Source organism: Alkalibacterium pelagium (assembly GCF_900109325.1).
GTDB classification, from domain to species: Bacteria; Bacillota; Bacilli; order Lactobacillales; family Carnobacteriaceae_A; genus Alkalibacterium; species Alkalibacterium pelagium.
Genome location: NZ_FNZU01000014.1, coordinates 61415 through 85728, shown reverse-complemented (window position 1 = coordinate 85728; position 24314 = coordinate 61415). Strand labels below are relative to the sequence as shown.

Annotated in this window: 24 protein-coding genes and 1 pseudogene; 8 read left to right on the top strand and 17 right to left on the bottom strand. The window is 39.9% G+C overall.

The window, feature by feature from the left end; genetic code table 11:
* Nucleotides 1-440: 440 nt before the first annotated feature.
* The 4 genes from BMX79_RS10775 to BMX79_RS10760 all read right to left on the bottom strand — a co-directional run bounded on the left by BMX79_RS10775 (nucleotide 441) and on the right by BMX79_RS10760 (nucleotide 4997).
* Entirely contained in the window at nucleotides 441-1259 is an 819-nt protein-coding gene (locus tag BMX79_RS10775) for an abortive infection family protein (protein WP_091482520.1), read from the bottom strand.
* Nucleotides 1260-1352: 93 nt separating this feature from the next.
* Nucleotides 1353-1931 (bottom strand): recombinase family protein, encoded by a 579-nt coding sequence (locus BMX79_RS10770; RefSeq protein ID WP_091482518.1) that lies wholly within the window; start codon nucleotides 1929-1931, stop codon nucleotides 1353-1355.
* A 241-nt stretch (nucleotides 1932-2172) separates the two neighbouring features.
* On the bottom strand, nucleotides 2173-4116 hold the full coding sequence (locus tag BMX79_RS10765) for a heavy metal translocating P-type ATPase (protein WP_170231033.1): 1944 nt from the start codon (nucleotides 4114-4116) through the stop codon (nucleotides 2173-2175).
* Between the two features lie 65 nt (nucleotides 4117-4181).
* On the bottom strand, nucleotides 4182-4997 hold the full coding sequence (locus BMX79_RS10760; RefSeq protein WP_091482514.1) for a ZIP family metal transporter: 816 nt from the start codon (nucleotides 4995-4997) through the stop codon (nucleotides 4182-4184).
* Between the two features lie 410 nt (nucleotides 4998-5407).
* Here BMX79_RS10760 and BMX79_RS10755 point away from each other — a divergent pair, with 410 nt between their 5' ends.
* The 3 genes from BMX79_RS10755 to BMX79_RS12820 all read left to right on the top strand — a co-directional run bounded on the left by BMX79_RS10755 (nucleotide 5408) and on the right by BMX79_RS12820 (nucleotide 7304).
* Nucleotides 5408-5722: an ArsR/SmtB family transcription factor gene (locus BMX79_RS10755; protein ID WP_091482512.1), complete on the top strand. Its 315-nt coding sequence runs from the start codon at nucleotides 5408-5410 to the stop codon at nucleotides 5720-5722.
* A gap of 68 nt (nucleotides 5723-5790) precedes the next feature.
* Nucleotides 5791-6669, top strand: coding sequence for a cation diffusion facilitator family transporter (locus tag BMX79_RS10750; RefSeq protein ID WP_246117691.1), 879 nt, complete (start codon nucleotides 5791-5793; stop codon nucleotides 6667-6669).
* Between the two features lie 266 nt (nucleotides 6670-6935).
* Nucleotides 6936-7304: a 4-fold beta flower protein gene (locus tag BMX79_RS12820; protein WP_091482508.1), complete on the top strand. Its 369-nt coding sequence runs from the start codon at nucleotides 6936-6938 to the stop codon at nucleotides 7302-7304.
* A 265-nt stretch (nucleotides 7305-7569) separates the two neighbouring features.
* On the opposite strand, the gene BMX79_RS12545 is transcribed toward BMX79_RS12820, so the two are convergent.
* From BMX79_RS12545 to BMX79_RS12540, 5 genes and pseudogenes are all read right to left on the bottom strand, one after another.
* Nucleotides 7570-7752 carry a hypothetical protein gene (locus tag BMX79_RS12545; RefSeq protein ID WP_170231032.1) on the bottom strand — a complete coding sequence of 61 codons (183 nt, stop codon included), beginning with the start codon at nucleotides 7750-7752 and terminating at the stop codon, nucleotides 7570-7572.
* Nucleotides 7753-7764: 12 nt separating this feature from the next.
* Nucleotides 7765-8181 (bottom strand): annotated as a pseudogene (locus BMX79_RS10740) (prolipoprotein diacylglyceryl transferase family protein); the annotation flags it as partial.
* Nucleotides 8182-8262: 81 nt separating this feature from the next.
* Nucleotides 8263-8853 carry a YdhK family protein gene (locus tag BMX79_RS10735; protein ID WP_091482506.1) on the bottom strand — a complete coding sequence of 197 codons (591 nt, stop codon included), beginning with the start codon at nucleotides 8851-8853 and terminating at the stop codon, nucleotides 8263-8265.
* A 163-nt stretch (nucleotides 8854-9016) separates the two neighbouring features.
* Nucleotides 9017-9487 (bottom strand): DUF305 domain-containing protein, encoded by a 471-nt coding sequence (locus tag BMX79_RS10730; protein WP_091482504.1) that lies wholly within the window; start codon nucleotides 9485-9487, stop codon nucleotides 9017-9019.
* Nucleotides 9488-9874: 387 nt separating this feature from the next.
* Nucleotides 9875-10030, bottom strand: a complete 156-nt coding sequence (locus tag BMX79_RS12540) for a hypothetical protein (protein WP_170231034.1) — start codon at nucleotides 10028-10030, stop codon at nucleotides 9875-9877.
* A 229-nt stretch (nucleotides 10031-10259) separates the two neighbouring features.
* Between BMX79_RS12540 and BMX79_RS10725 the strand changes: the two genes are divergently transcribed.
* Nucleotides 10260-11432 carry an aminotransferase class I/II-fold pyridoxal phosphate-dependent enzyme gene (locus BMX79_RS10725; protein ID WP_091482502.1) on the top strand — a complete coding sequence of 391 codons (1173 nt, stop codon included), beginning with the start codon at nucleotides 10260-10262 and terminating at the stop codon, nucleotides 11430-11432.
* Between the two features lie 173 nt (nucleotides 11433-11605).
* Here BMX79_RS10725 and BMX79_RS10720 read toward each other — a convergent pair whose 3' ends face one another.
* The 3 genes from BMX79_RS10720 to BMX79_RS10710 form a co-directional block, all read right to left on the bottom strand.
* Nucleotides 11606-12469, bottom strand: a complete 864-nt coding sequence (locus BMX79_RS10720; RefSeq protein WP_091482500.1) for an NAD(P)-dependent oxidoreductase — start codon at nucleotides 12467-12469, stop codon at nucleotides 11606-11608.
* Between the two features lie 68 nt (nucleotides 12470-12537).
* Nucleotides 12538-14259 carry a phosphoenolpyruvate--protein phosphotransferase gene (gene ptsP, locus BMX79_RS10715; RefSeq protein ID WP_091482498.1) on the bottom strand — a complete coding sequence of 574 codons (1722 nt, stop codon included), beginning with the start codon at nucleotides 14257-14259 and terminating at the stop codon, nucleotides 12538-12540.
* Entirely contained in the window at nucleotides 14259-14525 is a 267-nt protein-coding gene (locus BMX79_RS10710; protein WP_091482496.1) for a phosphocarrier protein HPr, read from the bottom strand. Before BMX79_RS10710 ends, ptsP begins: the two co-directional genes overlap by 1 nt.
* Nucleotides 14526-14852: 327 nt before the next feature.
* On the opposite strand from BMX79_RS10710, the gene BMX79_RS10705 reads away from it, so the two are divergent.
* Complete coding sequence (locus BMX79_RS10705; RefSeq protein WP_091482494.1) at nucleotides 14853-17099, top strand: ATP-dependent Clp protease ATP-binding subunit; 2247 nt, start codon at nucleotides 14853-14855, stop codon at nucleotides 17097-17099.
* A gap of 44 nt (nucleotides 17100-17143) precedes the next feature.
* Here BMX79_RS10705 and BMX79_RS10700 read toward each other — a convergent pair whose 3' ends face one another.
* Nucleotides 17144-18727, bottom strand: coding sequence for a peptide chain release factor 3 (locus BMX79_RS10700; RefSeq protein ID WP_091482528.1), 1584 nt, complete (start codon nucleotides 18725-18727; stop codon nucleotides 17144-17146).
* Nucleotides 18728-18756: 29 nt separating this feature from the next.
* Entirely contained in the window at nucleotides 18757-19860 is a 1104-nt protein-coding gene (locus BMX79_RS10695) for an AI-2E family transporter (protein ID WP_170231035.1), read from the bottom strand.
* Between the two features lie 140 nt (nucleotides 19861-20000).
* Between BMX79_RS10695 and BMX79_RS10690 the strand changes: the two genes are divergently transcribed.
* On the top strand, nucleotides 20001-20444 hold the full coding sequence (locus BMX79_RS10690) for a GNAT family N-acetyltransferase (protein WP_091482490.1): 444 nt from the start codon (nucleotides 20001-20003) through the stop codon (nucleotides 20442-20444).
* On the opposite strand, the gene BMX79_RS10685 is transcribed toward BMX79_RS10690, so the two are convergent.
* Genes BMX79_RS10685 through yjbM form a run of 3 tightly spaced genes read right to left on the bottom strand, consistent with a single transcriptional unit; the run spans nucleotide 20441 to nucleotide 22797 of the window.
* Nucleotides 20441-21355: an RluA family pseudouridine synthase gene (locus BMX79_RS10685; protein WP_091482488.1), complete on the bottom strand. Its 915-nt coding sequence runs from the start codon at nucleotides 21353-21355 to the stop codon at nucleotides 20441-20443. The genes BMX79_RS10690 and BMX79_RS10685 overlap by 4 nt on opposite strands.
* Nucleotides 21345-22157, bottom strand: a complete 813-nt coding sequence (locus BMX79_RS10680; RefSeq protein ID WP_091482486.1) for an NAD kinase — start codon at nucleotides 22155-22157, stop codon at nucleotides 21345-21347. The genes BMX79_RS10685 and BMX79_RS10680 overlap by 11 nt, the downstream gene beginning before the upstream one ends.
* A 19-nt stretch (nucleotides 22158-22176) precedes the next feature.
* Complete coding sequence (yjbM, locus tag BMX79_RS10675; RefSeq protein WP_091482484.1) at nucleotides 22177-22797, bottom strand: GTP diphosphokinase; 621 nt, start codon at nucleotides 22795-22797, stop codon at nucleotides 22177-22179.
* Nucleotides 22798-22904: 107 nt separating this feature from the next.
* Here yjbM and BMX79_RS10670 point away from each other — a divergent pair, with 107 nt between their 5' ends.
* Together BMX79_RS10670 and BMX79_RS10665 are read left to right on the top strand one after the other, a co-directional pair.
* Complete coding sequence (locus BMX79_RS10670; protein ID WP_091482482.1) at nucleotides 22905-23492, top strand: CYTH domain-containing protein; 588 nt, start codon at nucleotides 22905-22907, stop codon at nucleotides 23490-23492.
* A gap of 184 nt (nucleotides 23493-23676) precedes the next feature.
* Nucleotides 23677-24297 carry a DsbA family protein gene (locus BMX79_RS10665; RefSeq protein ID WP_091482480.1) on the top strand — a complete coding sequence of 207 codons (621 nt, stop codon included), beginning with the start codon at nucleotides 23677-23679 and terminating at the stop codon, nucleotides 24295-24297.
* Nucleotides 24298-24314 lie beyond the last annotated feature (17 nt).

Here is a 24314-nt window from a genome sequence, read left to right as displayed (position 1 = left end):
GTCAATATGCAATAACTCGTTAACCAGCTCTTTGAACTTGATCTTATGAAAAAATTCAAAGAGTAAAAGGAGACCGGAATCATTGGATAATTGACCGCCATCGTTTGACATAACCAAATGGGGATTGAATTGTAGTTGCTTTTCTTGTAAAGTTGACATTGAGCACACCTCTTGTTTTTGTTGTTTTCGTCGACTTTACAATAACATAGAGCGTGCTCTTTTTGTATGTTTTTTTCTTCACCCAACGGGTGAAGAAGGAATAGAGTGATAAACCTTATCAAAGCGGGATAAATGCCTGTTCTGACAAGGTACTATGAATTATTCAGGATTATCATTGCACAATCAAATTCAACTGGTATTAACTTTGGTCGTATGCCTTCCATTTCGGCCTTTCTATAACTAAGAAATACAACTATAACAAAGTGTCGTACTAATCAATTCTAAAAAGGAAATTCATTCGTTTCGGTATCCTCTTCGTGCTTACTTTCTAACTCAACAATGAACTTTAACACTAGAAAAACAAAATCAATTATGAGTTTGCTTTCATCATAACTTATTACATTGTTGCTATGAGCGAAACTTTCCTTATTTCTTACATTGTTAAATTTTTCCAGAGCTTGAGCAGCTATCTTCATAATCTTAGTAGTCATTGAGGACTCAAAGGGTTTTGTTTGATTGTAATAATTAGTATATTTAGAAAATAAATTATCTAATGGTTCCTTATTACCATAAGGAATACCGTGAGTCTCACACAGTTCTCTTAAATAAGTCATTAATAAGGTATGTGTCCTATCTAAAGCAAGCTGAGGTTGGTTTTCATTAAGAGTCCTCTGGATATCATTTTTTAATAATTGAAAATTTTCTTCAACTTGTAGATTCTTGATTGTACTTACATCAAATTTTTTATTAGGTTGTTTTGATAAAATATTTAATTCTTTTACAGATTCCTCTTTTAAACGATAGAACGAATAAAAAGTTTCTTCGTCAGGATCGGATAGTCTAAATTTTTGCTCCCAATAAGCCAAAAGGGATAGATTTAATTTAGAAACATTCTGATTACTTTCCAAATTCCAAAAAGCTCTTAATCTATTTGCCTTTGAACCACTTCTAAATTTATATTTTTTGTCAAAAATATTTATTCCTGTTTTGTCATAAATAAAATCTTCAAACTGTGAACCGCTTAAATCCATGACATAACCAGAGTCCATTCCAAATAATTGTTCTAGCTTCATTTTTGTTTCTATTGTAATTTCAGCCATATAGTCGCCTCCTGTTAAAAAAAGCACTTTACTCCCATAAGTTTATTCTTAATATGTTTCTATGATTCTTAGAAAACAATACCAACGGAGTACCTATGGACTAGTTTTGGCATTTTTATTTGTATTTAAGTAGCGATACAATGTTGCGCCGCTAATGCCGGTCATTTCCGTAATTTCTTTTACACTATATTCTCGGGTATGGTAGAGCTTTAGTGCACGTTCAACCTCTCGCTGGTTCACTCGCGGACGTCCGCCTTTTCTTCCTCTCGCACGCGCACTTTTTAATCCTTCTTTGGTTCTCTCCACAATGAGATCGCGCTCAAATTGACTGAACGCTTGAAAGACGGTCATCATAAGTCGTCCTTGCGGCGTAGTGGTATCAAAATTTTCCTTTAAGCTGACCAGTTTGACGTCGTGTTCTTCAAAATAGTTAACCAACTCAATCAAATCTTTGGTGCTCCGTCCTAGCCTGGAAAAGCTTTCTACAACTACCGTGTCTCCTGGTCGCAATTTATCTTTCAAACGATCTAGCTGCGGTCGACTAGCTTTAGTGCCCGTCATTTTTTCCGTTAATATTTCATTGCAGTTTTGTTGTTCGAGTAAATCGATTTGACGGTTTAGTTCTTGGTGCTGGGTACTGACACGAGCATAGCCATACACATAATCACTCATATTATACGCTCCTTTCTTTTACCCTTCGATTGTATCACAATCGGTGGGTAAAGAAACTTAGATAATGAAATAAGTTTTGAAGCAAAAAAGGACCGCTTTTTAAATAAAAATTGATCCTTTTAGCTTTGTATCATAAACGATTGTTTTTGATACTAACTGATTTATAAAAATATGCCTCTAAAGTTTCCAAAACTTCAGAGGCATATGAAAACGAGAATTAGTTAATATTTGAAACAGGTTATTAATTTTTGATAGGCTTAGAATTAGACCTTAACAATCGAAGCCCATTCAGAATAACAACCAATGTACTTCCTTCATGAATAATGACACTGATTGCAATATCCGTTAAGCCTAAGAAACTAACGACAATTAAAAAGGCAACAACGGCCATTGAAAAAATAATATTCTGCCAAATGACACGGTTCATTTTCGAAGAAATATTATGGGATTGTACCAATTTAGATAAATTGTTTTGCATTAAAACTAAATCAGATACCTCTACTGCCACATCAGTCCCATCTCCCATAGCGATTCCCACATCTGCATTAACAAGAGCGGGAGCATCATTGACACCGTCTCCAACCATGGCGGTCACACCGTATTTTTCTTTTTGTTCGTCTATAATTCTGGATTTGTCTTCCGGCATGACATTCGCAATCACTTCATCTATTCCTAATTGTTTAGCAACCGCTTTTCCCGTCATTTCTGAGTCACCAGTAATTAAAGTAGTGTGTACGCCTTGTTCTCTGAAATAATCAATGGTTGCTTTTGCATGTTCACTTGGAACGTCCATGAGGGCAATAAGGCCTATAACTTCTTCATCGACTGCTACGTATACGACCGTCTTACCTTCTGACGCCCATTCGTTATTTAAACGGATATATTCATCTAAAACATCCTCAAACGATGTCGGTTTTCCTATACGATAATTTTTTCCTTTATAATTTCCTGTCAATCCTTTACCAATCTGGTTTTCTACATCAATAGTTAGTTTGTTTTTTTGCTCAAACTTTCTTAGAATAGCATCTGCTAAGGGGTGATTGGATTCTTTTTCAAGAGCTACTACGATATCAATCATGTTTTCTTCGTTCACGGAATCAGCAAAATAATAATTGGTTACTTCAGGTTTTCCTTTGGTCAAGGTGCCCGTCTTATCAAATGCAATTGCTTTAATATCGGCTAATTGAGACAGGTAAGAACTACCTTTTGAAAGGACTCCTTTTTTGGCTAAATTAGAAGTCGTCGATAGCGTTGCCGAGACAGTAGCTGCTGCTAAAGCACAGGGTGAAGCTGCAACTAAAAGAACCAATCCCCTATAAATACTTTGTGACCATGTCCAATCAAGTAGAACAGGAGCCAATAACACGAACAGGGGAATGGCAATTAAAACAACTGTGACGTATTTCGGTTCGAATTTTTGGATAATACTTGCAGCTTTTGTTTGATTATCTTGGTTCTGGTTCACTAATTGTAAAATTTTTGAAAAGACTGTATCTTCGCTTTCTTTGGTGACTTCCATTGTAAACGTGCCTGTCCCATTAATCGTACTCCCAAAAACGGTATCTCCTTTTGTTTTTTCATTGGGTATACTTTCACCGTTAATAGACGATTCATCAATGGAAGTAGAGCCAGATAAAATGACTCCATCAATGGGTACTTGGTCACCATTTAATACCTGAAGTTGGTCTCCTACTGTTAATTCACTGACATCAACAATCTTTGTATTCCCATCAGGCAAAATTAACCGAGCAGTCGTTGGATTCATTTCAAGTAATTTCGTTATTTCTCGTTTACTTCTTCCTTCAGCGTAATCTTCCAGGAAATGTGCGCCTGAAAAAATGAGAATCAACAACGTTCCTTCCCAAAAATTCCCTATTGCTGAAGCTCCTATAGCTGCTAGTCCCATTAAAATATGAGAATTAGGCGTGAACTTATTATTTGTTTTTGTATTCTCAATTGTCTCTCCAAGACCTTCCAGAATAATAACATGATAGCCCGCACTAATTGTGGCGAGTGAGAACATGATGTTTTTTACGGTTTGATATTCGTCACTTAAGAACAACGCAACAATTGCCAATGCCAAACCAATAAAGTATAAAACAATAGGCATCTTTCCGTGATCGTGGTCGTGGTTATGATTATGTTTCCCTTTTTCCTGTGATTGTTGTTTTTGGGTAGTTTCCATTTCTATCACCTTTCTATATAATTTATTTGATTTTTGTAGACTTTTTTGTGTCCTTTGTTTATTGTTTAACCAAGAGCAACGTCCAATGTCATCATGATAGCAAAACCAATCACAAATGCCATTGTCGCTACTTCGCTATGTCCATTCGTTTGAGAATTAGGAATCAATTCTTCAACACAGACAAATACCATGGCTCCTGCTGCAAAAGCTAATGCATAAGGTAAGATAACAGTTATCTGTGTGACCAGCCAAGCGCCAATAGTTGCTGATATAATTTCAAAAAGTGCACTGGATTGCCCCATATTAAATGCATGTCCCTTTGTACTGCCTTCTGCTCGAATAGGCATTGAAAGCGCAGCACCTTCGGGAAAATTTTGCAGCCCAATACCCAGTGCAAGCCCCAATGCACTTGTAATAGCAGAAGCTCCTTGTCCAGCAGCTCCAAAAGCCACACCAATTGCCAACCCTTCTGGTATATTATGAATGGTTACCGCTAGAAACAAAAGGGTTGTAGACGATAAAGATGAAGCAACTCCTTCAGTTTCCTCAACACCGCTTGTTCTTTTATGTAAATGAGGGACAACGCTATCCACAATTCTTAAAAAGAGGCCTCCTACTAAAAAACCAACCAAAGCAGGCACAAATGACCAAATACCATAACCATTTTGCTCTGCAAAATCAATGGATGGCGCTAACAAAGACCAGTAACTTGCTGCAAACATAACCCCAGCAGCAAAACCATTCATAATGGCAAGAAGTTTATCATTCACTTCATGAAATAAAAATACTAAACTCGATCCTAGGGCGGTCATTAGCCAAGTAAATACACCCGCTAATGTTGCTTGCCAGATTGGGTTTAAACTCAAAAACCAATCAACCATTAAAATACACATCCTTTAACTGCCGTAAAATATTTTTCAACTTGAGTTAAACTAATAGAAATAGTATAGCTATACACCGACTTTTTTGTGTCTTGCAAATTCTGAACTCGTATGCTTGCTGAAGTAAGGCAAGGATTCATGTGTCTTGGGCTTATCCTGTCTCCTTTCATCTTCTTTTATATGTAAATCGGGATGAGTATGATTTACATATGAAATTCAATTCATATGTTTACAAAATCATATTAACTAACTGTATGAGCTTTGTCAAGAAAAGATGCTTCTTGTTCAAGTTGACTACTAGTGCGAATAACAAAAGTCTTAATTCTGTCTATAAACAAAAAACTAGCATCGTTTTACTCATGTGGTATTATATATATGAATGAAAAATCATGTGAGAGGAATAAAAGCATATGGATACATCAACAACTTCACCAATCAATAAAGAGAAGATTCAATCAATAAGCAAATTATTCAAAGTGATTAGTGACCCTACACGCTTGTCAATTCTCTTTCTTTTACAGAAAGAAGAACTCAGTGTTGGAAGCATTTCGCTTGCTTTGGACATAGAACAGTCCGCTATTTCACATCAATTAAGAACATTGAGAGAGTCACGTTTAGTAAAAGCAAGAAGAGAAGGGAAAAGCATGATTTACAGTCTCGATGACCTTCATGTTTTCAGCATTCTCGATCAAGTCTTAACTCATATCAACGAACTAGAAAAATAAAAACAAGTAGTATATAAAACTAGAAGGAGGTTTTTCAAATTTCAAACTCAGATAAAAACCAAAACCACTTGCATCAAAATCAACCAAAAAAAAATATAAAAATTGCTTTTTTCACCAACTTTATTTTTTCTATAAGTGAGTTTTTCTTTGGGTTTCTGTTCAATAGTGTATCGATTATATCCGACGCGGTTCATGATTTAGGGGATTCCATTTCGATTGGGTTCGCTTGGTTTTTCCAAGGCTACTCAGAGAAAAAGCAGGACGAACGGTTCACTTTTGGTTATAACCGATTTTCCTTATTGGGGGCGTTGATAACTGGAGTTGTGCTGATTAGTGGTTCGTTCTTTATGATTTACCGAAGTATCCCACGCTTGATTGATCCGCAACCGGTAAATTCTAGTGGTATGTTTTGGCTTTCTCTCGTGGCGATTGGGTTAAATGGGTATGCGGCTTGGATTTTAAGCAAAGGAACTTCGAAAAACGAGGGCATGTTGAACCTGCATATGCTGGAAGATGTATTAGGGTGGATTGGAGTCCTGGTTGTGAGTATCGTAATGAACTTTACCGAGGCTTATCGATTGGATCCAATCTTATCGATTTTGATAGCACTCTATATCCTCTATAAAACTGTACCTGAATTTTTCAGCACAATGAAAATTTTATTGAACGGTTCACCTGAAAATGTAAACGTAGAAGAGCTTGCTGATTCAATCAATAGTATTCCTGCTGTAAAGGACCTCTCTCATTTTCACATTTGGTCACTGGACGGGGAAGAAAATGCCCTTATCGTTACGGTTCTTATAGACTCTTCCGATATAAACAAGACTAGGGAAATCAAAGAAGAAATTGCAGAGCTTGCCCATACATCGGGTGTAAAGGATCATATCACAATAGAAATAACTACAAGTAAAGACGAACTGGAAAAAGGGTATGCTTATGGCAGTTAAAGTATTTATATATTGAAAAAAGGACTATTTTAAATCGAGTAGGAGACTAGTCAATTAATGGCTAGTCTCCTACTCGATTTATTAGTGCAAAGCACCCCTTAAATTTAATGCAAAATAAAATTACAATTTACACGTGGAGAAAATAACACTTCATTACACGTTCCGAAACTGTTAAGCATTGAATACAGAGGTTCAAAACTTCCTATTAATTGCAAAGTTATAGTGTATAATGATTTTATAGATTATGAATTAGAAAGGAGTTCTTTATGTTAAAACCGTTGTTCAATAAAAATAGTAAGTTAGTAGCATGGATAAGTCCAAACCAACATATCTTTAATCAAAGTTTGGAGTGGGTAGCTTACTTGTCCAATGATCACGCTTGGTCAACTAAAACCGGAAATTGGCTGGGACCTGTGCATGGAGTCGTATGTTTGGACACCTCTGGTAAAGTTGTTGCATGGAATCAGGAAGGAAACATTAACGGTACTGCTAGGCCAGCTCGCCCAGCACGTGCCGCCCGATCAGCGAGGCCAGCTAGACCCGCTAGACCCGCTAGACCCGCAAGGCCAGCTAGACCTGCAATGCCTGTTGGAGGTTGGTCAAAATTATCATTTGAAGAGTGGATTAACCAATAGTACTGACCTCTGTAATAATTAAGCACATATATAATGTTTTTTAAGCTACCATTCTCTAGGAGTCACTAAGGAATGGTAGCTTTATTCTAATTAAGTCTTTAAGTCTGATTTTTATTATAGGCACTTTTAGCCTACACTAAGAATATAGTGAAACTACAGTTCTACTTTTGTAGACCAGAAGTACACTCATAATCGACAAAAAAGCTGAATCAAAAAGTCGTAAACTTTTTCTGATTCAGCTTTTGCATTTAACCTAAAAAGAGCTTTATTCATTGACTCTTCTTTTTTCATGATCTCCTGTGGAGTGATTTTGAGGTTTCGTTAGTGTGTATTGATCTGAAATCTCTTCAGGAGAGGGCACATCCAATTCTTCCAGAATCTCTTGCAATGATCCTTCCATTTCCACTGTGTCGGTCTCTCTGTTAATTAACTGCCATCTGTCTAGCATATCTTCACCCCCTTACTTTGCTGCTTTGGACAGTTTGGGCTCATCCTTATAATAGGGTACTGGCGGATAGGCATAGTACCTGCGATACATCAAAACACCCAGTGCTGCTACGAACAAAACGAGGGACAAGCCTTGTGAAACTCGTAAGAAATCGCCTATCCATAAGCTGTCTGTCCGCATGCCTTCAATAAAAAACCTTCCTACTGAATACCAAATAACATAGCTGAGCGCCACTTCTCCTTGGCGAAGGAATTGATTTTTGTTCCGAAAAAGGAGCAACAAGGCGAAACCAACTAAACTCCATAAAGAGTCATAAAGAAAAGTGGGATGGTAATAGGTTCCGTTGATATTCATTTGGTTAATGATGAATTCCGGTAAGTACAAGTTTTCTAAAAATTGTCGGGTGACTGGACCGCCATGTGCCTCTTGTTGGAAAATTAAAAAGAAGAGCAGCTGAGAATTCCTCTCGGCTGCTCTTCCAATATTCTTTTTTAGATACATCCCTGTTTCTTACTCAGCAGAAAGCTCCGAGTCGGTTACCCATTTATGGTTCTTGACTTCCTCTCCACCCGTGGTTGGCTGGTAGTCAATCATGTATACTGTGGTGCTTTTAGCATCGTCAATCGTAGCCGTTGCGCCTTCCATGCCTTCCATGTGGTTGGCTTCCAAGGTTACCTCGTCTCCTGGTTCGAAAGGTTCCTCTCCTGCATCCGCAATCTCCTCGTGAATTACCCATTTGTGATTCTCTTCGCGCGGGCCGCCATTCGTAGGATCATAGGATACCTCGTAGGCTACAGTGTCAAAAGCGCCCACAATCGTGGCTTCTGCCCCCTCCATGCCTTCCATGTGCCCGTCTGTGATTGTTGCCGTCTCCCCCACGTTGTAGGTAGGATTTTCAGCTTCTTCCAAACCTGCTGGGATTTCACCAGATTCATCGTGCACCATGCCGCCGTGATCACCACTTTCTGAAGATGTTTCTTCGGTTGTCGTTTGATTTGTATCTGTTCCAGTAGATTCATTTATCTCGTCACTACCACATGCTCCAAGTAATAAGGCAGATGACAGTAAAATAGTTCCTATCCATTTTTTATTCTGTTTCATTTTTTTCCTCCTTAAAAAAATAAAGCTCTAAATTTAAAATTCATACTAACATCATTCTTTTATAAATTCAATTATAAAAATGGGTCGGTTAATAGTAACTTGAACATTCTTTTACGTTCCCACCGCAGAAATCAGTTTAGATTAGTATGACAATCTATGCTGTTTAATCATCTTGAGTTTGCTTCCCATTTTCCTCTATGTCTTCTATCAATTGTTCCATTTCAGCAATTTCTTCTTCTTGGGCTTGGATAATTTCTTCGCTTAATTGCTGCGCCCGTGAATCTGTGAGATTGGCATTTTCACTCGTCATAATAGCGGTAGAATGGTGTGGAATCATAGCCCTCATCCAAGCAGTATCATCTACGCCAACTTGGTTTTGAATAAGCCCAAACGATCCCACCACGAGTAAAACCGAAAGTCCCATTATGACGGTATTTAATTTTTTGTTGTCGTACATTTTCCACATAAAACCCATCATAATTATTGCCATGACAGCCCCCATTAGAATAGCCATATAAACACGGGTTTGACTCAAGTAAATATGTGCAAATTCATTAACATTCACAAACATTAGAAAGTACATCACAACAGTAGAAGTTAAAATCATTAATCCGAAACGTATATATTTCTTCACAGTTAAACTTCCTTTCTTAGTAATTTTTTATTATTAAAAAATTTTAAAATCGACAAGTATTTTAATGTATCAATCGTGATTATTGAACTAATTCCTCTTCAACAAACCATTTATGATAAAGAGCGACCTCCTCCAATAATAAGTTTAGCTTACAGATGTAGATATAGACTGTGTTCTTAGTTTATGGCTGTCTATCTACATTGTCAAACATTTCGATTTTTTATTAATTACAAGTAAAGACTTATGTCTGTTTACCATTTTTTCAATAGTTGAGATGCGGTTCTACAATAAAGAAGTAGACCGTCCTAGAAATTAAAAACAGAGTAATTATTTGTTAGATCGTCTTTAAATCGTTTATTAATCTCACTAAGTTTTATTTTAATTGTTTTAGAGGGCTTCTTTTACAAGTTCAGTCAAGCCCATAATCTTGTGTAAAAACTCAAAAAGTAAAAGAAGTCCGGCATCATTGGACAATTGTCCTCCATCGTTTGAAACAATCATATTTGAGTTGAATTTCAGCGATTTTTCTTGTAAAGTTTCCATATAAGAGCACACCTCTTTTTGGTATTTGGGTTTTGGTTGACTTTACAATATCACAGAGTGTGCTCTTTTTGTATCTTTTTTACTTCACCCAACGGGTGAACAATGAATAGAGTGGTAAACGGTATTAATTCGGGGTAAATGCTAGTTCTGACAAATAAGTATGAATAATTCAGGTTCAATTATGTCTATTAAAAATGTATGATAAACTAATAAGTAAAAAAGAAGGATGATGATTATGACTGATTCACTTTTCAATAAAGAAGTACTCCAAGCTGAGATTTCTCAAATCAGACAATTCGATGAGCAAGTCTCTGAATTTGGCGAACTCATTCGATTGACACTGGGACAGCCTGACTTCCCAACCCCTTCGCATGTCAAGGAAGCGGCAAAGCGGGCAATCGATGAAAATTTTTCTTTTTACACCCAGACTGCAGGTTACCATCTCCTGCGCGAAGCTGCAGCAGCTTTTGTTAATGAAAAGTATCGCCTCGACTATAACCCGGATACTGAGATCATTGCAACAGTTGGCGCGACAGAGGCCCTCGCTGCCAGCCTTCTGACTCTTCTTAATCCAGGAGACAAAGTAATTATTCCATCTCCGTTTTTCACTCTTTATGAATCTCTGGTCAGATACGCTAAAGCAGAGCCCATTTTCATCGATACATCAGATACCGGATTTGTTATCGATCCGGAAATTCTAGAAAAGACGATGAATGAACATAAAGATTCCCTGAAAGCCGTAATCTTCAACTATCCTAATAACCCTACCGGGACAACTTGGGATAAAGAGACAGTAATGAAGCTCGCCGACTTATTCAGTCGCTTCCCGGAAGTCATTGCCATAAGTGATGAAATTTATAGTGAAATCGTCTACGATGAGCCTTTTGTATCCCTCGGTGAATATTTAAGACAACAGACAATTGTGATAAATGGCCTGTCAAAATCACATGCTATGACAGGGTGGAGACTGGGACTTATTTTTGCGCCTGAGTACCTGTCTGAACAGATAGTGAAAACCCATCAGTCCCTCGTAACTAGTGCATCAAGCATCACACAGTTTGCTGGCATAGAAGCCCTTACTGTAGGGAAAGACGATGCCATACCTATGCGAGATCAGTACCTTAAGCGCCGAAATGTTGTGGTAGAAAAACTCTCTGCTCTCGGTTTTGAAATTGCTGAACCTACTGGAGCCTTCTATGTATTCGCTAAAGTCCCGGAAAGACTTAATCAGAACAGCTATGACTTCTGCTACGACCTGGCAAAAGAAACGAAAGTCGCGATAATTCCCGGGAGTGCATTTGGGGATGCAGGAGAAGGCTATGTCAGATTAAGTTATGCAGCCAGTCTCGACAATATCCAGACAGCTATGGACCGTATTGCAGAGTATATGGAAAATAAATAAGCTGGACTACTGGAACACGTCCTGTTTCGAAAAACCTGCAGATTTTCAACAGCACTAGCAAGCCATACGCTTGCTACACATGACACTACACAAAAGAGGAGTCACCCTGAAGTTATAATCAAGGCGACTCCTCTTTTTGTACTTATCAAACGATGAAGCCAATCTATCTCAGTCTAGCCCCACCAGAGCCTGATCAGCGCCTGGGTACCACCATCTTCATGTCCTTTTTCTGCAAGCTGATCGTATAAAGCTTTTGCTCTAGCCGTGGCCGGTAACTCAAGCCCCATTTTTTCAGCCTCTTGAAGCGCAATATTGAGGTCTTTAATAAAGTGCTTCACGAAAAAGCCTGGGGAGTAGTCTTCCTTGATGATTCTTGGGGCATAGTTTTCAAGTGACCAGTTGGCTGCTGCCCCTCCGCTCAAGGTTTTAACCACCTTATCCAAATCAAGTCCGGCTTTTTCTGCATAGACCAGCATTTCAGTCATCCCAGTCATCGTGCCTGCAACCATAATCTGATTAGCCATTTTAGTATGCTGACCGCTTCCCGCCGGTCCATGATGTTCAAGTGATTTCGAAAAGAGTTCAAGAACTGGCCTGCAGGACTCAAACACTCTTGACTCTCCACCAATCATGATGGTCAGCGTGCCGTTCCTTGCTCCCAGATCTCCACCGGATACCGGAGCGTCCAGGGCTTGTCCCCCAGCCTCTAAGGCAGTATCATATATTTTTTCTGCTAAAGAAGGTGTACTGGTGGTCAAATCGACCGCCAGTTTATTGCTGAAATCCGTCTGAAAGATTCCATCATTTCCATAATAAACCTCTTCCACATCACTAGGGTACCCTACCATAGTAAAAATCAGGTCAGTCTCACTCGCCACTTTGATAGGAGTATCTTTCCACCTTGCACCAAGACTGATCAGGTCATCAGCTTTTGATTTTGTACGATTGTAGACGGTTACCTCATAGCCTGCATTAAGCAAATGTTTCACGATCGACTGTCCCATGACTCCTGTGCCGATAAATCCTATCTTCTTCATAAAGTAGCCTCCTCTTTTATGTATAGCAAAACAGACTGGGTCAGGTTGAGGCCCAGTCTGTTTATCGATTATGATACGTATTGATCGACCAATGCCATAACTTCTTCAGAAGTAGTGCATTCTGTCAGAGCTTTATCAGCCAGTTCTTTCATTTCAGCTGTGTCAAGCTTTCTCAATAGGCTTCTAGTTTTCAGAATACTGGTCGCACTCATAGAAAACTCATCCAGTCCGAGTCCCACAAGTAGTGGAACAGCGATCTGATCTCCTGCCATTTCTCCGCACATTCCGGCCCATTTGCCTTCGTTATGCGCAGCATCGATTACACCTTTGATCAGGCGAAGGATCGATGGGTTATACGGCTGGTATAGATAAGAGACGCGTTCATTCATGCGGTCTGCTGCCATAGTGTATTGGATCAGATCGTTCGTTCCGATACTGAAAAAGTCTACTTCTTTAGCAAACTGATCAGCCAGCACTGCTGCTGCCGGTATTTCGATCATGATTCCCACTTCGATAGAGTCAGATACCTCAGTACCTTCTTCGATCAATTTAACTTTTTCTTCTTCTAAAATGGCTTTCGCAGCTCTGAATTCAGGTAAGGTCGCAATCATAGGGAACATGATGCGAAGTGTGCCGTGAACTGAAGCTCTTAATAATGCTCTCAATTGCGTACGGAACACACTATCCTGATCCAGGCTGACACGAATCGCGCGGTACCCTAGGAATGGATTCATTTCTACAGGTAGTTCCAGATATGGCAGTTCTTTATCTCCACCGATGTCCATTGTTCTGACAACGACTGGCTTGTCACCCATACCTTCAAGAACTTTTTTGTAGGCATCATACTGCTCATCTTCTGATGGCAGTTCATTAGAATCCATATAAAGGAATTCGGTACGGTAAAGCCCGATTGCTTCCCCACCATTATTGTTTACCCCTTCAAGATCCTTAGGTGTCCCAATATTGGCAGCCAATTCTACGTGCTGTCCATCTTTAGTCAGACTAGGCTCATCTTTAAGACGGTCCCATTCTGCTTTCAACTGAGCAAATTCATCAGCTTTTTTGTTGAAAGAAGAAATATCTTCCTCGGAAGGATTGATCATTACTTCTCCTTCAATTCCGTCTACAATTAAATAATCCTCTTCTTTAACGAGTTCTGTAATGTTCTTTGTACCCACAATAGCAGGAATTTCAAGAGAACGGGCCATAATTGCTGAGTGAGAGGTTCTTCCTCCGATATCAGTTACAAAGGCTTTTACATACTTCTTATTTAACTGGGCAGTATCACTAGGTGTAAGATCTTCAGCAATGATTATGACTTCTTCATCTATAGTAGCTGGAGAAGGAAGGGTCACGTTCAGTAAACGAGCAAGTACTCGTTTTCTGACATCTTTGATGTCTGCTGCACGTTCCTGCATATAAGCATTGTCTTCCATCCCTTCAAACATAGCAATGAATGTATCCGTCACTTGTTTGAAAGCAAAATCTGCATTGACTTTGTCGTTATCGATTACAGCATGTGTCTGATCGATCAGATCAGGATCAGACAATACCATGACATGTGCATCAAAGACTTGTGCTTCTTCTTCGCCTAAAGATTCAGCGGCAATGCTGCGGATCTTGCCCAGCTGTTCTTTAGACTCATCGATTGCTTTAGTCAGGCGGTCTTTTTCGGCACCCGTGTCAGTAACACTTGTTTTTTCTACAGTTAAATCTGGCTCGATAAGTAAGTAGGCTTTAGCTTGAGCAATTCCATCGCTCGCTGCAATTCCAGATACTTGTGAGGTCATTATTCAGCCATTCCCTCATTCTTGATTGTCTGATCGATTCCTTCGATCGCTTCTTTTTCGTCTGCACCTTCTGCAGTGATAGAAACGTCAGCACCTTTACCAACACCTAGAGACATAACGCCCATGATTGATTTCAGGTTAACAGATTTTCCTTTATATTCTAAAGTAATATCTGAGTTGTATTTGCTCGCTGTCTGTACCAGTAAAGTTGCTGGTCTAGCGTGGATCCCTGTTTCTGCAGTTACGTTGTATTCTCTTTTTTCCATTATGAATTCTCCTTTAATAGTAGATAGTATGGTAGAAATGAGCATTATGAAAGCGCTTCATGAACATTCGATCGCTGCACCAACATGTTCCAAGCTTATCATACTACCCTTTCTTCCATTACAGATTACCATTTTTTTCCTATACCTACAACTATTTTTTACTAAATCTCATTTATGACTTGAAAGTCAGTAATGGTCAGAGTATACTTAATTATCGAAAAGGTCAGTAATGGTCAAGAAGTGAACGCTTCTATATGTATATCAACTGACCTTTATCCAATAACTTAGTATAATGAGAGTATCATCCTCGAAAGGAAGGTCTTAATTATGATATGCCAACGTTGTATGGAACGTAACGCAACGATACACCTAACCACAAGTATTAATGGTCAGAGACGAGAAATCGATCTTTGTCAGAAGTGTTATAGAGAAATCAAACAGCAGGAGCAGCAAGGACGCATGAACCAGAGCAATCAGCCGGATCCTTTTGGCTTTAATCAGTTTGATGATTTGTTCAAAGCTCTCTCAAGAGGAATGGGACCACAGAATCAAGGGCAGACTCCCCCACCTGGCCGTCAGAATTTCCGAGGAAATAATCAGCCACCTAATAATGGGTCCCGCGGTGGTCTGCTCGGTGAATATGGCGTCGATCTGACTCAGATGGCAAGAGACGGAAAAATCGATCCAGTCATCGGTCGCGACCGTGAAATTGAACGGGTCATTGAGATACTGAACAGACGGACAAAAAACAACCCGGTTCTAACTGGGGAAGCCGGAGTAGGTAAAACAGCAATTGTCGAAGGATTAGCGCTTAAAATAACCGAAGGCGATGTCCCTCAAAAACTCCAGGATAAAGAAGTCATTAGACTTGATGTTGCTTCTCTTGTTCAAGGAACGGGAATCAGAGGACAATTTGAAGAACGTATGCAGCAGCTGATGAATGAACTGAAAGAAAATGATGACATCATTCTATTCATTGATGAAGTACATGAAATCGTCGGTGCAGGATCAGCCGAAGGAAGCAGTATGGATGCCGGAAATATTCTGAAACCTGCACTAGCCAGAGGAGAACTTCAGATGGTCGGTGCAACGACATTAAATGAATACCGCAAAATCGAGAAGGATCCGGCTCTTGAGCGCCGACTCCAGCCAGTTCGAGTCAACGAGCCATCATTAGATGAAACTCTGACTATTCTGAAAGGTATTCAGAAGCAATATGAAGATTATCATCACGTGAGGTATACAGACAAGGCGATCAAAGCTGCGGTCGAGCTATCACATCGCTATATACAAGATCGATTCCTTCCAGATAAAGCCATTGATTTGCTTGATGAATCAGGATCTAAGAAAAATCTGACGATTCAGACAGTTGATCCCGCTTCATTGGAAGAAAAAATCAAGGAAGCTGAGACGCTTAAACAGGAAGCACTTGAGCAGGAAGATTACGAAAAAGCAGCTTTTTATCGGGATCAGTCAGCTAAATACAAAGATATGATTGATCAGCAGACCCCAGAATCTGATCAGCCCGAGGTAACCGAACAGGATATCATTAACATCATAGAGATTAAAACAGGTATCCCAGTGGGCGAACTGAAAGAGAAAGAACAGGAACAGCTGAAAGACCTTGATCAGTCCCTGAAGAATCATGTTATTGGACAAGATGAAGCTGTTACAAAAGTAGCAAAAGCTATAAGAAGAAATCGCATCGGATTGAGACAGAAAAATCGTCCAATCGGATCCTTTATGTTCGTGGGTCCAACTGGTGTCGGTAAAACTGAACTGGCTAAGACATTGGCATTGGAACTGTTCGGAAGCAAGGACTCTTATATCCGCCTGGACATGAGTGAATACATGGAAAAACACAGCACGTCCAAACTGATCGGCTCCCCTCCAGGCTATGTCGGCTATGAAGAAGCGGGTCAATTGACCGAAAAAGTCAGAAGGAATCCATACAGCCTTATCCTTGTAGACGAGGTCGAAAAAGCACATCCAGATGTGCTTCACATGTTCCTTCAGATTCTTGATGACGGCCGACTAACTGATGCTCAAGGACGCACCGTGAACTTTAAGGAAACGATTATTATCATGACCAGTAACGCAGGTACAACAAACGTTGAATCAAGTGTCGGGTTTGGAGCACAGATGAGTGGCAGTCAGCACTCTATCCTTAATCACTTGGGTGACTACTTTAAGCCTGAATTTCTTAACCGATTTGATGGTATTGTCGAGTTTCATTCACTCTCCAAAAAGAATCTTCTAGATATTATCGAGCTGATGCTTGAAGATGTAAATGAAGCCTTAAGCGAACATGAGATTACGCTGACTGTTGATCAATCAGCGAAAGAAAAACTTGTCGATCTTGGATACGATCCGAAAATGGGTGCACGACCGCTCCGTCGAGTGATCGAAGAGCAGATCGAGGATAAGATTGCAGAATTCTATCTGAATCATCCCGAACCTGGTCATATCGTTGCAACGGTTGATGATGAAGGTACTATTCAGATCCGTAGAGAGGATAACGCACAACCCTCTCCTTCCGAAAAAGAAACAGAAGAATCAGACAGCACTGAGTAAATTGGAAAAGCCACCCGATCTTAACAGATCGGGTGGCTTTATTCTTATAGTAAGGAAGTCAGCGTTACATCTGGATACTTGTCACTGAACCATCTCATGGCAAATTCATTTTCAAATAAGAAGAGCGGATTATCAAACCGGTCTCTAACCAGCATGTTTCTGCTGGATCCCATATTCTCATCGAGCTGATCTCTATCAATCCAACGAGCAATTCGACTCCCAATAGAGGTCATGACGACTTCTGAATTATATTCATTTTTCATACGATGCTGGAAAACTTCAAACTGCAGCTGTCCTACCGCTCCGATAATGTATGTCTCCGTGTGGAACGCCTTGTAAAGCTGAATAGCCCCTTCCTGAACCAGCTGGTTGATCCCTTTATGAAAGGATTTCTGTTTCATCACATTTTTCGGTTCAACCTTAACGAACAATTCAGGTGTGAACTGGGGCAGTTCTTTAAAGGTCACTTTATTTTTACCGGAATAAATCGTATCACCGATCTGGAAATTACCTGTATCATAGAGGCCTATAATATCTCCAGCCACTGCTTCAGATACTGTTTCTCTGCTTTCGGCCATAAACTGTGTGGAATTAGATAGACGCATTTTCTTGTCTTCTCTGGACAACGTAACATCTATCCCCCGTTCAAACTTACCGGAACAAATTCGCAAAAAGGCGATACGGTCCCTGTGCTTAGGATCCATGTTGGCTTGGATTTTAAAGACGAATCCTGTAAAGTCAGTATCCTCAGGCTCAACAATCTGTTCTTCTTCTGTTTCCTGCTTCCCAGGTTCCGGAGCGAATTCCAGAAACGTTTCAAGGAAGGTCTGCACGCCAAAATTAGTCAGAGCTGATCCGAAGAAAACCGGTGTCAGTTTCCCTTGACTGATTGCTTCTCTTGAAAAATCATTTCCCGCTTCCTTAAGAAGAAGAGCTTCCTCAAGAACCTGATCATACATACTTTCATTTTTAAGTGCATGCTCGCCTTTGATTTCACCTTCTTCATTTAAAAAGATGAACCGCTCACCATTGTTCAATTCTTCTGGTCGGAAAGCTTCGATCCGGTTATGATAAAGATCATATAACCCAAGAAGAGTTTTCCCTGACCCGATTGGCCAGTTCATTGGGTAGGCATCGATTTCGAGTACTTCTTCCAGTTCTTCTATAAGTTCAAGAGGCTCTCTTCCATCTCTATCAAGTTTATTCATGAATGTAAAAATAGGAATGCCACGCATGCGACAGACTTTAAATAGTTTTTTCGTCTGTTCCTCTATCCCCTTGGCACTGTCTACAACCATGACAGCTGCATCCACAGCCATCAAGGTACGGTAAGTGTCTTCAGAGAAATCTTCGTGTCCTGGAGTGTCCAGGATATTAATACGTTTATCCTGATATTCAAACTGCATAACGGAACTTGTTACAGAGATTCCTCTCTGCTTCTCAATCTCCATCCAGTCAGATTTTGCAAACTTTCCACTTTTCTTGGCTTTTACGGTTCCAGCCTGACGGATTGCCCCCCCGAACATCAGCAGTTGTTCTGTAATGGTCGTTTTTCCGGCATCCGGATGGGAAATGATAGCAAATGTCCGTCTTCTACTTACTTCTCTTTTCAACTGTTTTTCATTTATCACGCTTAAACTTCCTTAATCTATTAGTATTATTTTTCTATTGGCACTTTGGCCAATTTGTGCTGCTTGACCATTTTTATTGTGTATATGGCGATAGTCTTAATGATTGCGAACAACGGAACCCCGATAAGCATGCCGAGCAGGCCGGCAATATTGGCTGATGCCAGCAGGACCAGTATGACAGTCAGAGGGTGGATGGATAATGACTTTCCGACCAGCAGAGGTGTAAACAGGTTGCTGTCCAGCTGCTGGGCTATAAGGACGAATACTGCGGCCAGAACAGCTCGACCGGGTGACTCGATCAGTCCAACGATTACAGCCGGTCCTGCACCTATGAACGGTCCCACATACGGGATGAAGTTAGTGATCGCAGCGAAAACGGACAGCAGAAAAGCTGAAGGTATCCGAGCGATAGAGTAAAGAATGAACAGCAGCAGACCAACTAGAAAGGAAGCCATTCCCTTTCCGGAAACGTAACTTGATATAGTCGAGTCAGTCTGAATAATCATTTCCTTTACGTTTTCTTTAAATTTTACAGGTGTCAGATCGACTGCAAACGGGAGAAACTTTTTTCCATCATACAGCATATAGAACAAAATTACTGGAACAGTAATGGAAATGAATGCAATTTCTGTAAACATCTGAATTGCTCCACCGACGCTGGCCACGAAACCTGACAGGAATTGTGAACTGATGTCTCTCAGCCATGATTCCAGATTATTTAATGCAGCATGTATATCTACCTGCTGCATCCACGGTTCTTCAGCAAGTCTCAACGAATAGGTCTCAAGTTCACTAATAAAAACAGGAATCCCTGACACCAGGTTTGTCGCCTGATCGATCAGCATCGGTATACCCAGAAGGACTGTAAGCACCATAAGACCTAGTAGAAGAATCATGACGATCGCAATGCCAAAGACACGTTTAACCTTGATCCGTTCCAGGAGCTTGACGACCGGGTTAAGCAGATAATATAAAAATCCTGCGATCAATAAAGGCATAAATAATGCCGTCAGGATACCGACCAGAGGATTCAATATAAAATCGATCTGCTGAAGAACGAAAATGAGCACCGAAACAGCCAGTAACCATATCGTCCAGAACATTAATTTGGACTTTTTCCAATCTATCACAGTCTTCTCCTCTTTCATTTAGCTTTCTTTTCTATTATATGTTACCTAAGTTTATATTGAAAGAGAAGTTTTAAAGTAAGATTGACGATTTTATTAAGAATTGATATAGTTGATACTAATTTTAGAGGAGATGATCACAGATGGATGTCAGAAAAACGACCGATCTTTTAAGCACGACATATACAGATGCTCTTGCAATAAGAAAGACAGTATTCGTTGAAGAACAGAATGTCGATGAATCACTTGAAATCGATGATCTGGAAGATCAGACCCTTCACCTGGTTGGATATGTTCAAAATAAACCTGCCTGCACGGCAAGACTACTTAAGAAAGACAACGGGGATATAAAAATCCAGCGCGTGGCTGTTCTAAAAGACTATCGAGGTACAGGACTAGGGCTAAAGCTCATCCATGAGATTGAACGGTTAGCTGTGAAGGAACTTAACGGATCAAGGCTTATTCTAGATTCACAGGATCATGCCATCGCCTTCTATGAAAAAGCTGATTTTACAGTTGAAGGAGAAGGTTTTCTGGATGCCGGCATCCCTCATCACTTCATGAAAAAGAAGATAGACCGGACTTAAACATCCAGTCTATCTTTTATTTTTTGTTCTAAACTGATCATGTCTTCTGGAAGATCAGCCTGAACAATGACTTTTTGATGTTTAAAAGGATGGATAAACTTGATGCAAGAGCAGTGCAGAGCCTGTCTTCCAATCAAGTGTGACTCTTCTTGATCTCCGTAGAGTGTATCTCCAAGTAACGCATGGTTCAAATGAGCAAAATGAACTCTGATCTGGTGCGTCCGCCCCGTGTGCAGTTGAACATTCACTTTCGTTGCTTCCAGGAACCTTCCAGCTATCCAGTACTCTGTCAGAGAAGGTTTCCCAGCTTTATCCACTCGTCTTTTGATGATGGACCCTTCTTCTCTACCGATCGGCTGATTGATAAGGTCATGATCTTTCTGCAGGTTTCCTTTGACATATGCGACGTATTCTTTATAAATTTTTTTCTCCTTCAAGAGACGATCCATGAACGAGTGAGCTAGAGTATGTTTGGCAAATATCATAACACCCGATGTGTCCCGGTCGAGCCGGCTGACAATATGCACCGTCTGATGGTAGTAATCGTTCTGCTCAATATACCCTTTGACGCGGTTTGCAATTGTATGTGAAGGATGAACGGATGAAGGCACTGAAGCGACTCCGCTGGGCTTGTTGATAAAAAGGTAGTGCTCATCTTCATATAACACATTTATAGCGGTTCTCGAAGAGGACAGGTTTTCACTCCCTGTTTCCTGTGGAATCGTCATAGCCACAATGTCTCCACGCCTTAATTCTTCACGGACTCTTACATGACGTCCATTGACTTTGAGACTTCCTCCTCTGTACTTTACCTTTGTTAAGACCCTTTTAGAAATATGATGTTTTTTTAGAAAATTCTTTAGAAGGATGTTCTCATCTTCTTGATCTTCAACTGTCCACTTAATCTCCATTATTTTTCTTAGCTCCTAAAAAGGCGTCTTCTACCCTGTCCCAGAAATGTGTATGCTGATACTGTGCAAAGCGTATGCGTTCACTGGCTATACGGAACCTCAAGTAGTCGACATTTCCTTCATCAGAAACCAACTGATCTATAGTTAATGTAAAGTTATCTGTATCGGTCGGTTTGATCTTGATCCACTCGTCCGGGGCTATGATCATTGGAGAACTGAGTGTACGGAAGACACGGTTATTAAGTGATGCCATTTCTGTCAGCTGCAGTGCCTCAAGTCTCGGATGCAGCACCGCTCCCCCTACAGATTTGTTGTATCCAGTCGACCCGGTCGGAGTGGAGATACATAAGCCGTCTCCTCTAAATCGTTCAAAATGAGCTTCCTTAATGTATACATCGCAGACGAGTGTCCCGTCAACTCTCTTAATCGTCGACTCATTCAAAGCCAGGAAATGTTTTGGTGTACTTTTATTCTTATAGATAACTTCAACATCCAGCAAGGGGTATTGAATGAATTCACCTGTATCGTTTTCCAGACTCTCAACAAGTGCTTCAATGTTATACTCCCGCCAGTCTGTGTAAAATCCCAGATGTCCAGTATGTACACCGATAAATCTAACTTGATCCAGCATATGGGCATACCTGTGGAAGGCAGATAATAAGGTTCCGTCTCCACCGACAGAAATAACGATTTCAGGGTTCTGTTTTCCTATAGTAAAAGAAGAGTCTGATAATAATTTTTTCAGCCTGGTGCTAACTTTTACCGATTCTTCTGTATAATTGTGGACCACCGCTATCCTCACTAGTTACCATTCCTTTTGTTTAATCTTTTTTAAACCTGAAGCTGCTCTGAATATCCTTGATTTCATCCCGGATAGTGGACATCTCCTCGTCCAGCTGAAAGGCAGATTCAGCTGCTTTCTGCAGACGATCGTTAATTTCAGTGGGGTATTCCCCCGCATATTTATAGTTCAGAGAATGCTCGATCGATGCCCAGAAATTCATTGCCAGCGTTCTGATTTGTATCTCCACCAGTACCACTTTCACTTCGTCGATCAGCTGAACAGGATACTCACAAATAAGGTGATACGAGCGGTACCCACTTTCTTTTTTGTGAGTGACATAATCTTTCTCATATAAAACCTTTAAATCATTTCTACTTTTAAGCATCTCAACTACATCGTAAATATCTTCTACAAACGGACACATAATTCTTATACCAGCCAAATCTTCCATATCCGTTTCCAGCTTATCCAGAGATATTTTTCGCGTTCTTGATTTTAACAAGATACTGTTGATGGGTTTCACTCTGCCAGTAACAAATTCGATGGGCCCATGTTCTTGTTTCAGCAGGTACATGTTTCTAAGTCCGCGCAGCTTTACTTTTAGTTCATCTACTGTTTGCTTGTAAGGAAGCAGGAAAAGTTCCCAATCTCTATCCATATCCTCTACCTTCTTTGCTTTTTTTTAGTGTAGTTTCTTGTTACTATTGTACCATAATCTTTTTGAATAAAATAATTGACTGATCTCTATCGGAAAGGAAGCACTTAATGGAACAGGAACTGGAAATAGAATTTAAAAATATTTTAACCCAACAGGAATATCAGCAGCTATACACTGATTTTAAACAAGATAAATATGTAGAATTTTCACAACGTAATGTTTACTTTGACACGCCATCGTTGGATCTGAAAGACAGAGGCTGCGCATTGAGAATCAGGATTAAAGAAGACCAAGCTGAAATGACACTCAAGACTCCCTTTGAAGGGCATCACAAAGAACTCAATCTTCCTTTATCATTAGATGATGCTCATCTAATGACCATTCAGGGAGCTTTTCAGATACCAGAACCAGTAATAGAAATTCTCGAATCTGAAGATTCTCTTCTCAGTCGTTCCGTCATTAAACTGGCCGAACTGGAAACATCACGCCTTGAGACAATGAAGGATGACACACTTGTCGTTCTGGACAAAAGCACATACAGCGGGAAAGTGGATTATGAACTCGAAGTGGAGGCTGCATCAGAAGAAGTCGGACTGAAAATGTTCGAGTCTATCCTTGAAACCTATGCCATTCCTAAAAGGAAAACTGAAAACAAAATAGCACGCGCCTTTAATGCCGGGAAAAAACGGTCATAAATCATTTGTGACGGAATTGTTACACACACCTGGAATTTTAGTTGAAATTCATGCAGATTATTATTAATAAACTAGTTTGTTTGTTAGTCTATATATTGTAACGAGCTATTAAATTTCAGCTCAAGATAATCAATCGCAGAATTTCAACTGATAAACTAAACTATATAATAGGTGAGTGTTAATTATGTTTTTAAACAATATTATTGAAGTCTTCTTGTTTGTTAATCCATTAGGAACCACATGCTATGAATCCGAAAAACTTGTTGAAGCTTTTTCTACTGAACGAGACGAGAAAGTTAAAGTCCGTTTTGTACCCATTTTAAATATCCGCTCTATCGGTAATTTAGTGAAAGACAATCACGACTCTTCTCTTTCTAACCGAAATCAGCTTTATACTGATTCCTACAATGCCAGCCTTGCTTTCCAGGCTGCTTCTATGCAGGGCAGAAAAAAAGGCAGAAAATTCCTTATGAAACTTCAGCAGTCAGTCATCAAAGATGGCCTTGCAGTAACTAGAGAGCTTCTGCTTCAAATCGCTGAAACATTAAATCTGGATATCGAAATGTTTGAAGAAGACTTAGGTTCGGAACTTTCAAGAACTGCATTCAACAAAGACCAGAAACTTGCATTAGAAATGGGAGTAACTGAATCTCCGTCGTGTGTGGTATATTCATCTAAAGACACTACTGCCGGTTACCGTATAGATTCATCTATAACTAAACAACTGCTTCACGGGGTATGCAATGATCAGGCCGAAAAAAACGACCAGTCAGTGACTCACCTCTCTCTTTATCAGACTGTTTAGTGTAAGAGAAAATAAAA

Bases quoted from the DNA above. Each gene is read 5' to 3' on its own strand.
- BMX79_RS10725 (WP_091482502.1), top strand. From the start codon at position 10,260: ATGATTATGACTGATTCACTTTTCAATAAAGAAGTACTCCAAGCTGAG.
- BMX79_RS10705 (WP_091482494.1), top strand. From the start codon at position 14,853: ATGATATGCCAACGTTGTATGGAACGTAACGCAACGATACACCTAACC.
- yjbM (WP_091482484.1), bottom strand. From the start codon at position 22,797: ATGGATAGAGATTGGGAACTTTTCCTGCTTCCTTACAAGCAAACAGTA.
- BMX79_RS10685 (WP_091482488.1), bottom strand. From the start codon at position 21,355: ATGGAGATTAAGTGGACAGTTGAAGATCAAGAAGATGAGAACATCCTT.
- BMX79_RS10665 (WP_091482480.1), top strand. From the start codon at position 23,677: ATGTTTTTAAACAATATTATTGAAGTCTTCTTGTTTGTTAATCCATTA.
- BMX79_RS10670 (WP_091482482.1), top strand. From the start codon at position 22,905: ATGGAACAGGAACTGGAAATAGAATTTAAAAATATTTTAACCCAACAG.
- BMX79_RS12540 (WP_170231034.1), bottom strand. From the start codon at position 10,030: ATGGAAACTTTACAAGAAAAATCGCTGAAATTCAACTCAAATATGATT.
- BMX79_RS10690 (WP_091482490.1), top strand. From the start codon at position 20,001: ATGGATGTCAGAAAAACGACCGATCTTTTAAGCACGACATATACAGAT.
- BMX79_RS10720 (WP_091482500.1), bottom strand. From the start codon at position 12,469: ATGAAGAAGATAGGATTTATCGGCACAGGAGTCATGGGACAGTCGATC.
- ptsP (WP_091482498.1), bottom strand. From the start codon at position 14,259: ATGACCTCACAAGTATCTGGAATTGCAGCGAGCGATGGAATTGCTCAA.
- BMX79_RS12545 (WP_170231032.1), bottom strand. From the start codon at position 7,752: ATGCTAGACAGATGGCAGTTAATTAACAGAGAGACCGACACAGTGGAA.
- BMX79_RS10760 (WP_091482514.1), bottom strand. From the start codon at position 4,997: ATGGTTGATTGGTTTTTGAGTTTAAACCCAATCTGGCAAGCAACATTA.
- BMX79_RS10775 (WP_091482520.1), bottom strand. From the start codon at position 1,259: ATGGCTGAAATTACAATAGAAACAAAAATGAAGCTAGAACAATTATTT.
- BMX79_RS10710 (WP_091482496.1), bottom strand. From the start codon at position 14,525: ATGGAAAAAAGAGAATACAACGTAACTGCAGAAACAGGGATCCACGCT.
- BMX79_RS12820 (WP_091482508.1), top strand. From the start codon at position 6,936: ATGTTAAAACCGTTGTTCAATAAAAATAGTAAGTTAGTAGCATGGATA.
- BMX79_RS10765 (WP_170231033.1), bottom strand. From the start codon at position 4,116: ATGGAAACTACCCAAAAACAACAATCACAGGAAAAAGGGAAACATAAT.
- BMX79_RS10755 (WP_091482512.1), top strand. From the start codon at position 5,408: ATGGATACATCAACAACTTCACCAATCAATAAAGAGAAGATTCAATCA.
- BMX79_RS10770 (WP_091482518.1), bottom strand. From the start codon at position 1,931: ATGAGTGATTATGTGTATGGCTATGCTCGTGTCAGTACCCAGCACCAA.
- BMX79_RS10735 (WP_091482506.1), bottom strand. From the start codon at position 8,853: ATGAAACAGAATAAAAAATGGATAGGAACTATTTTACTGTCATCTGCC.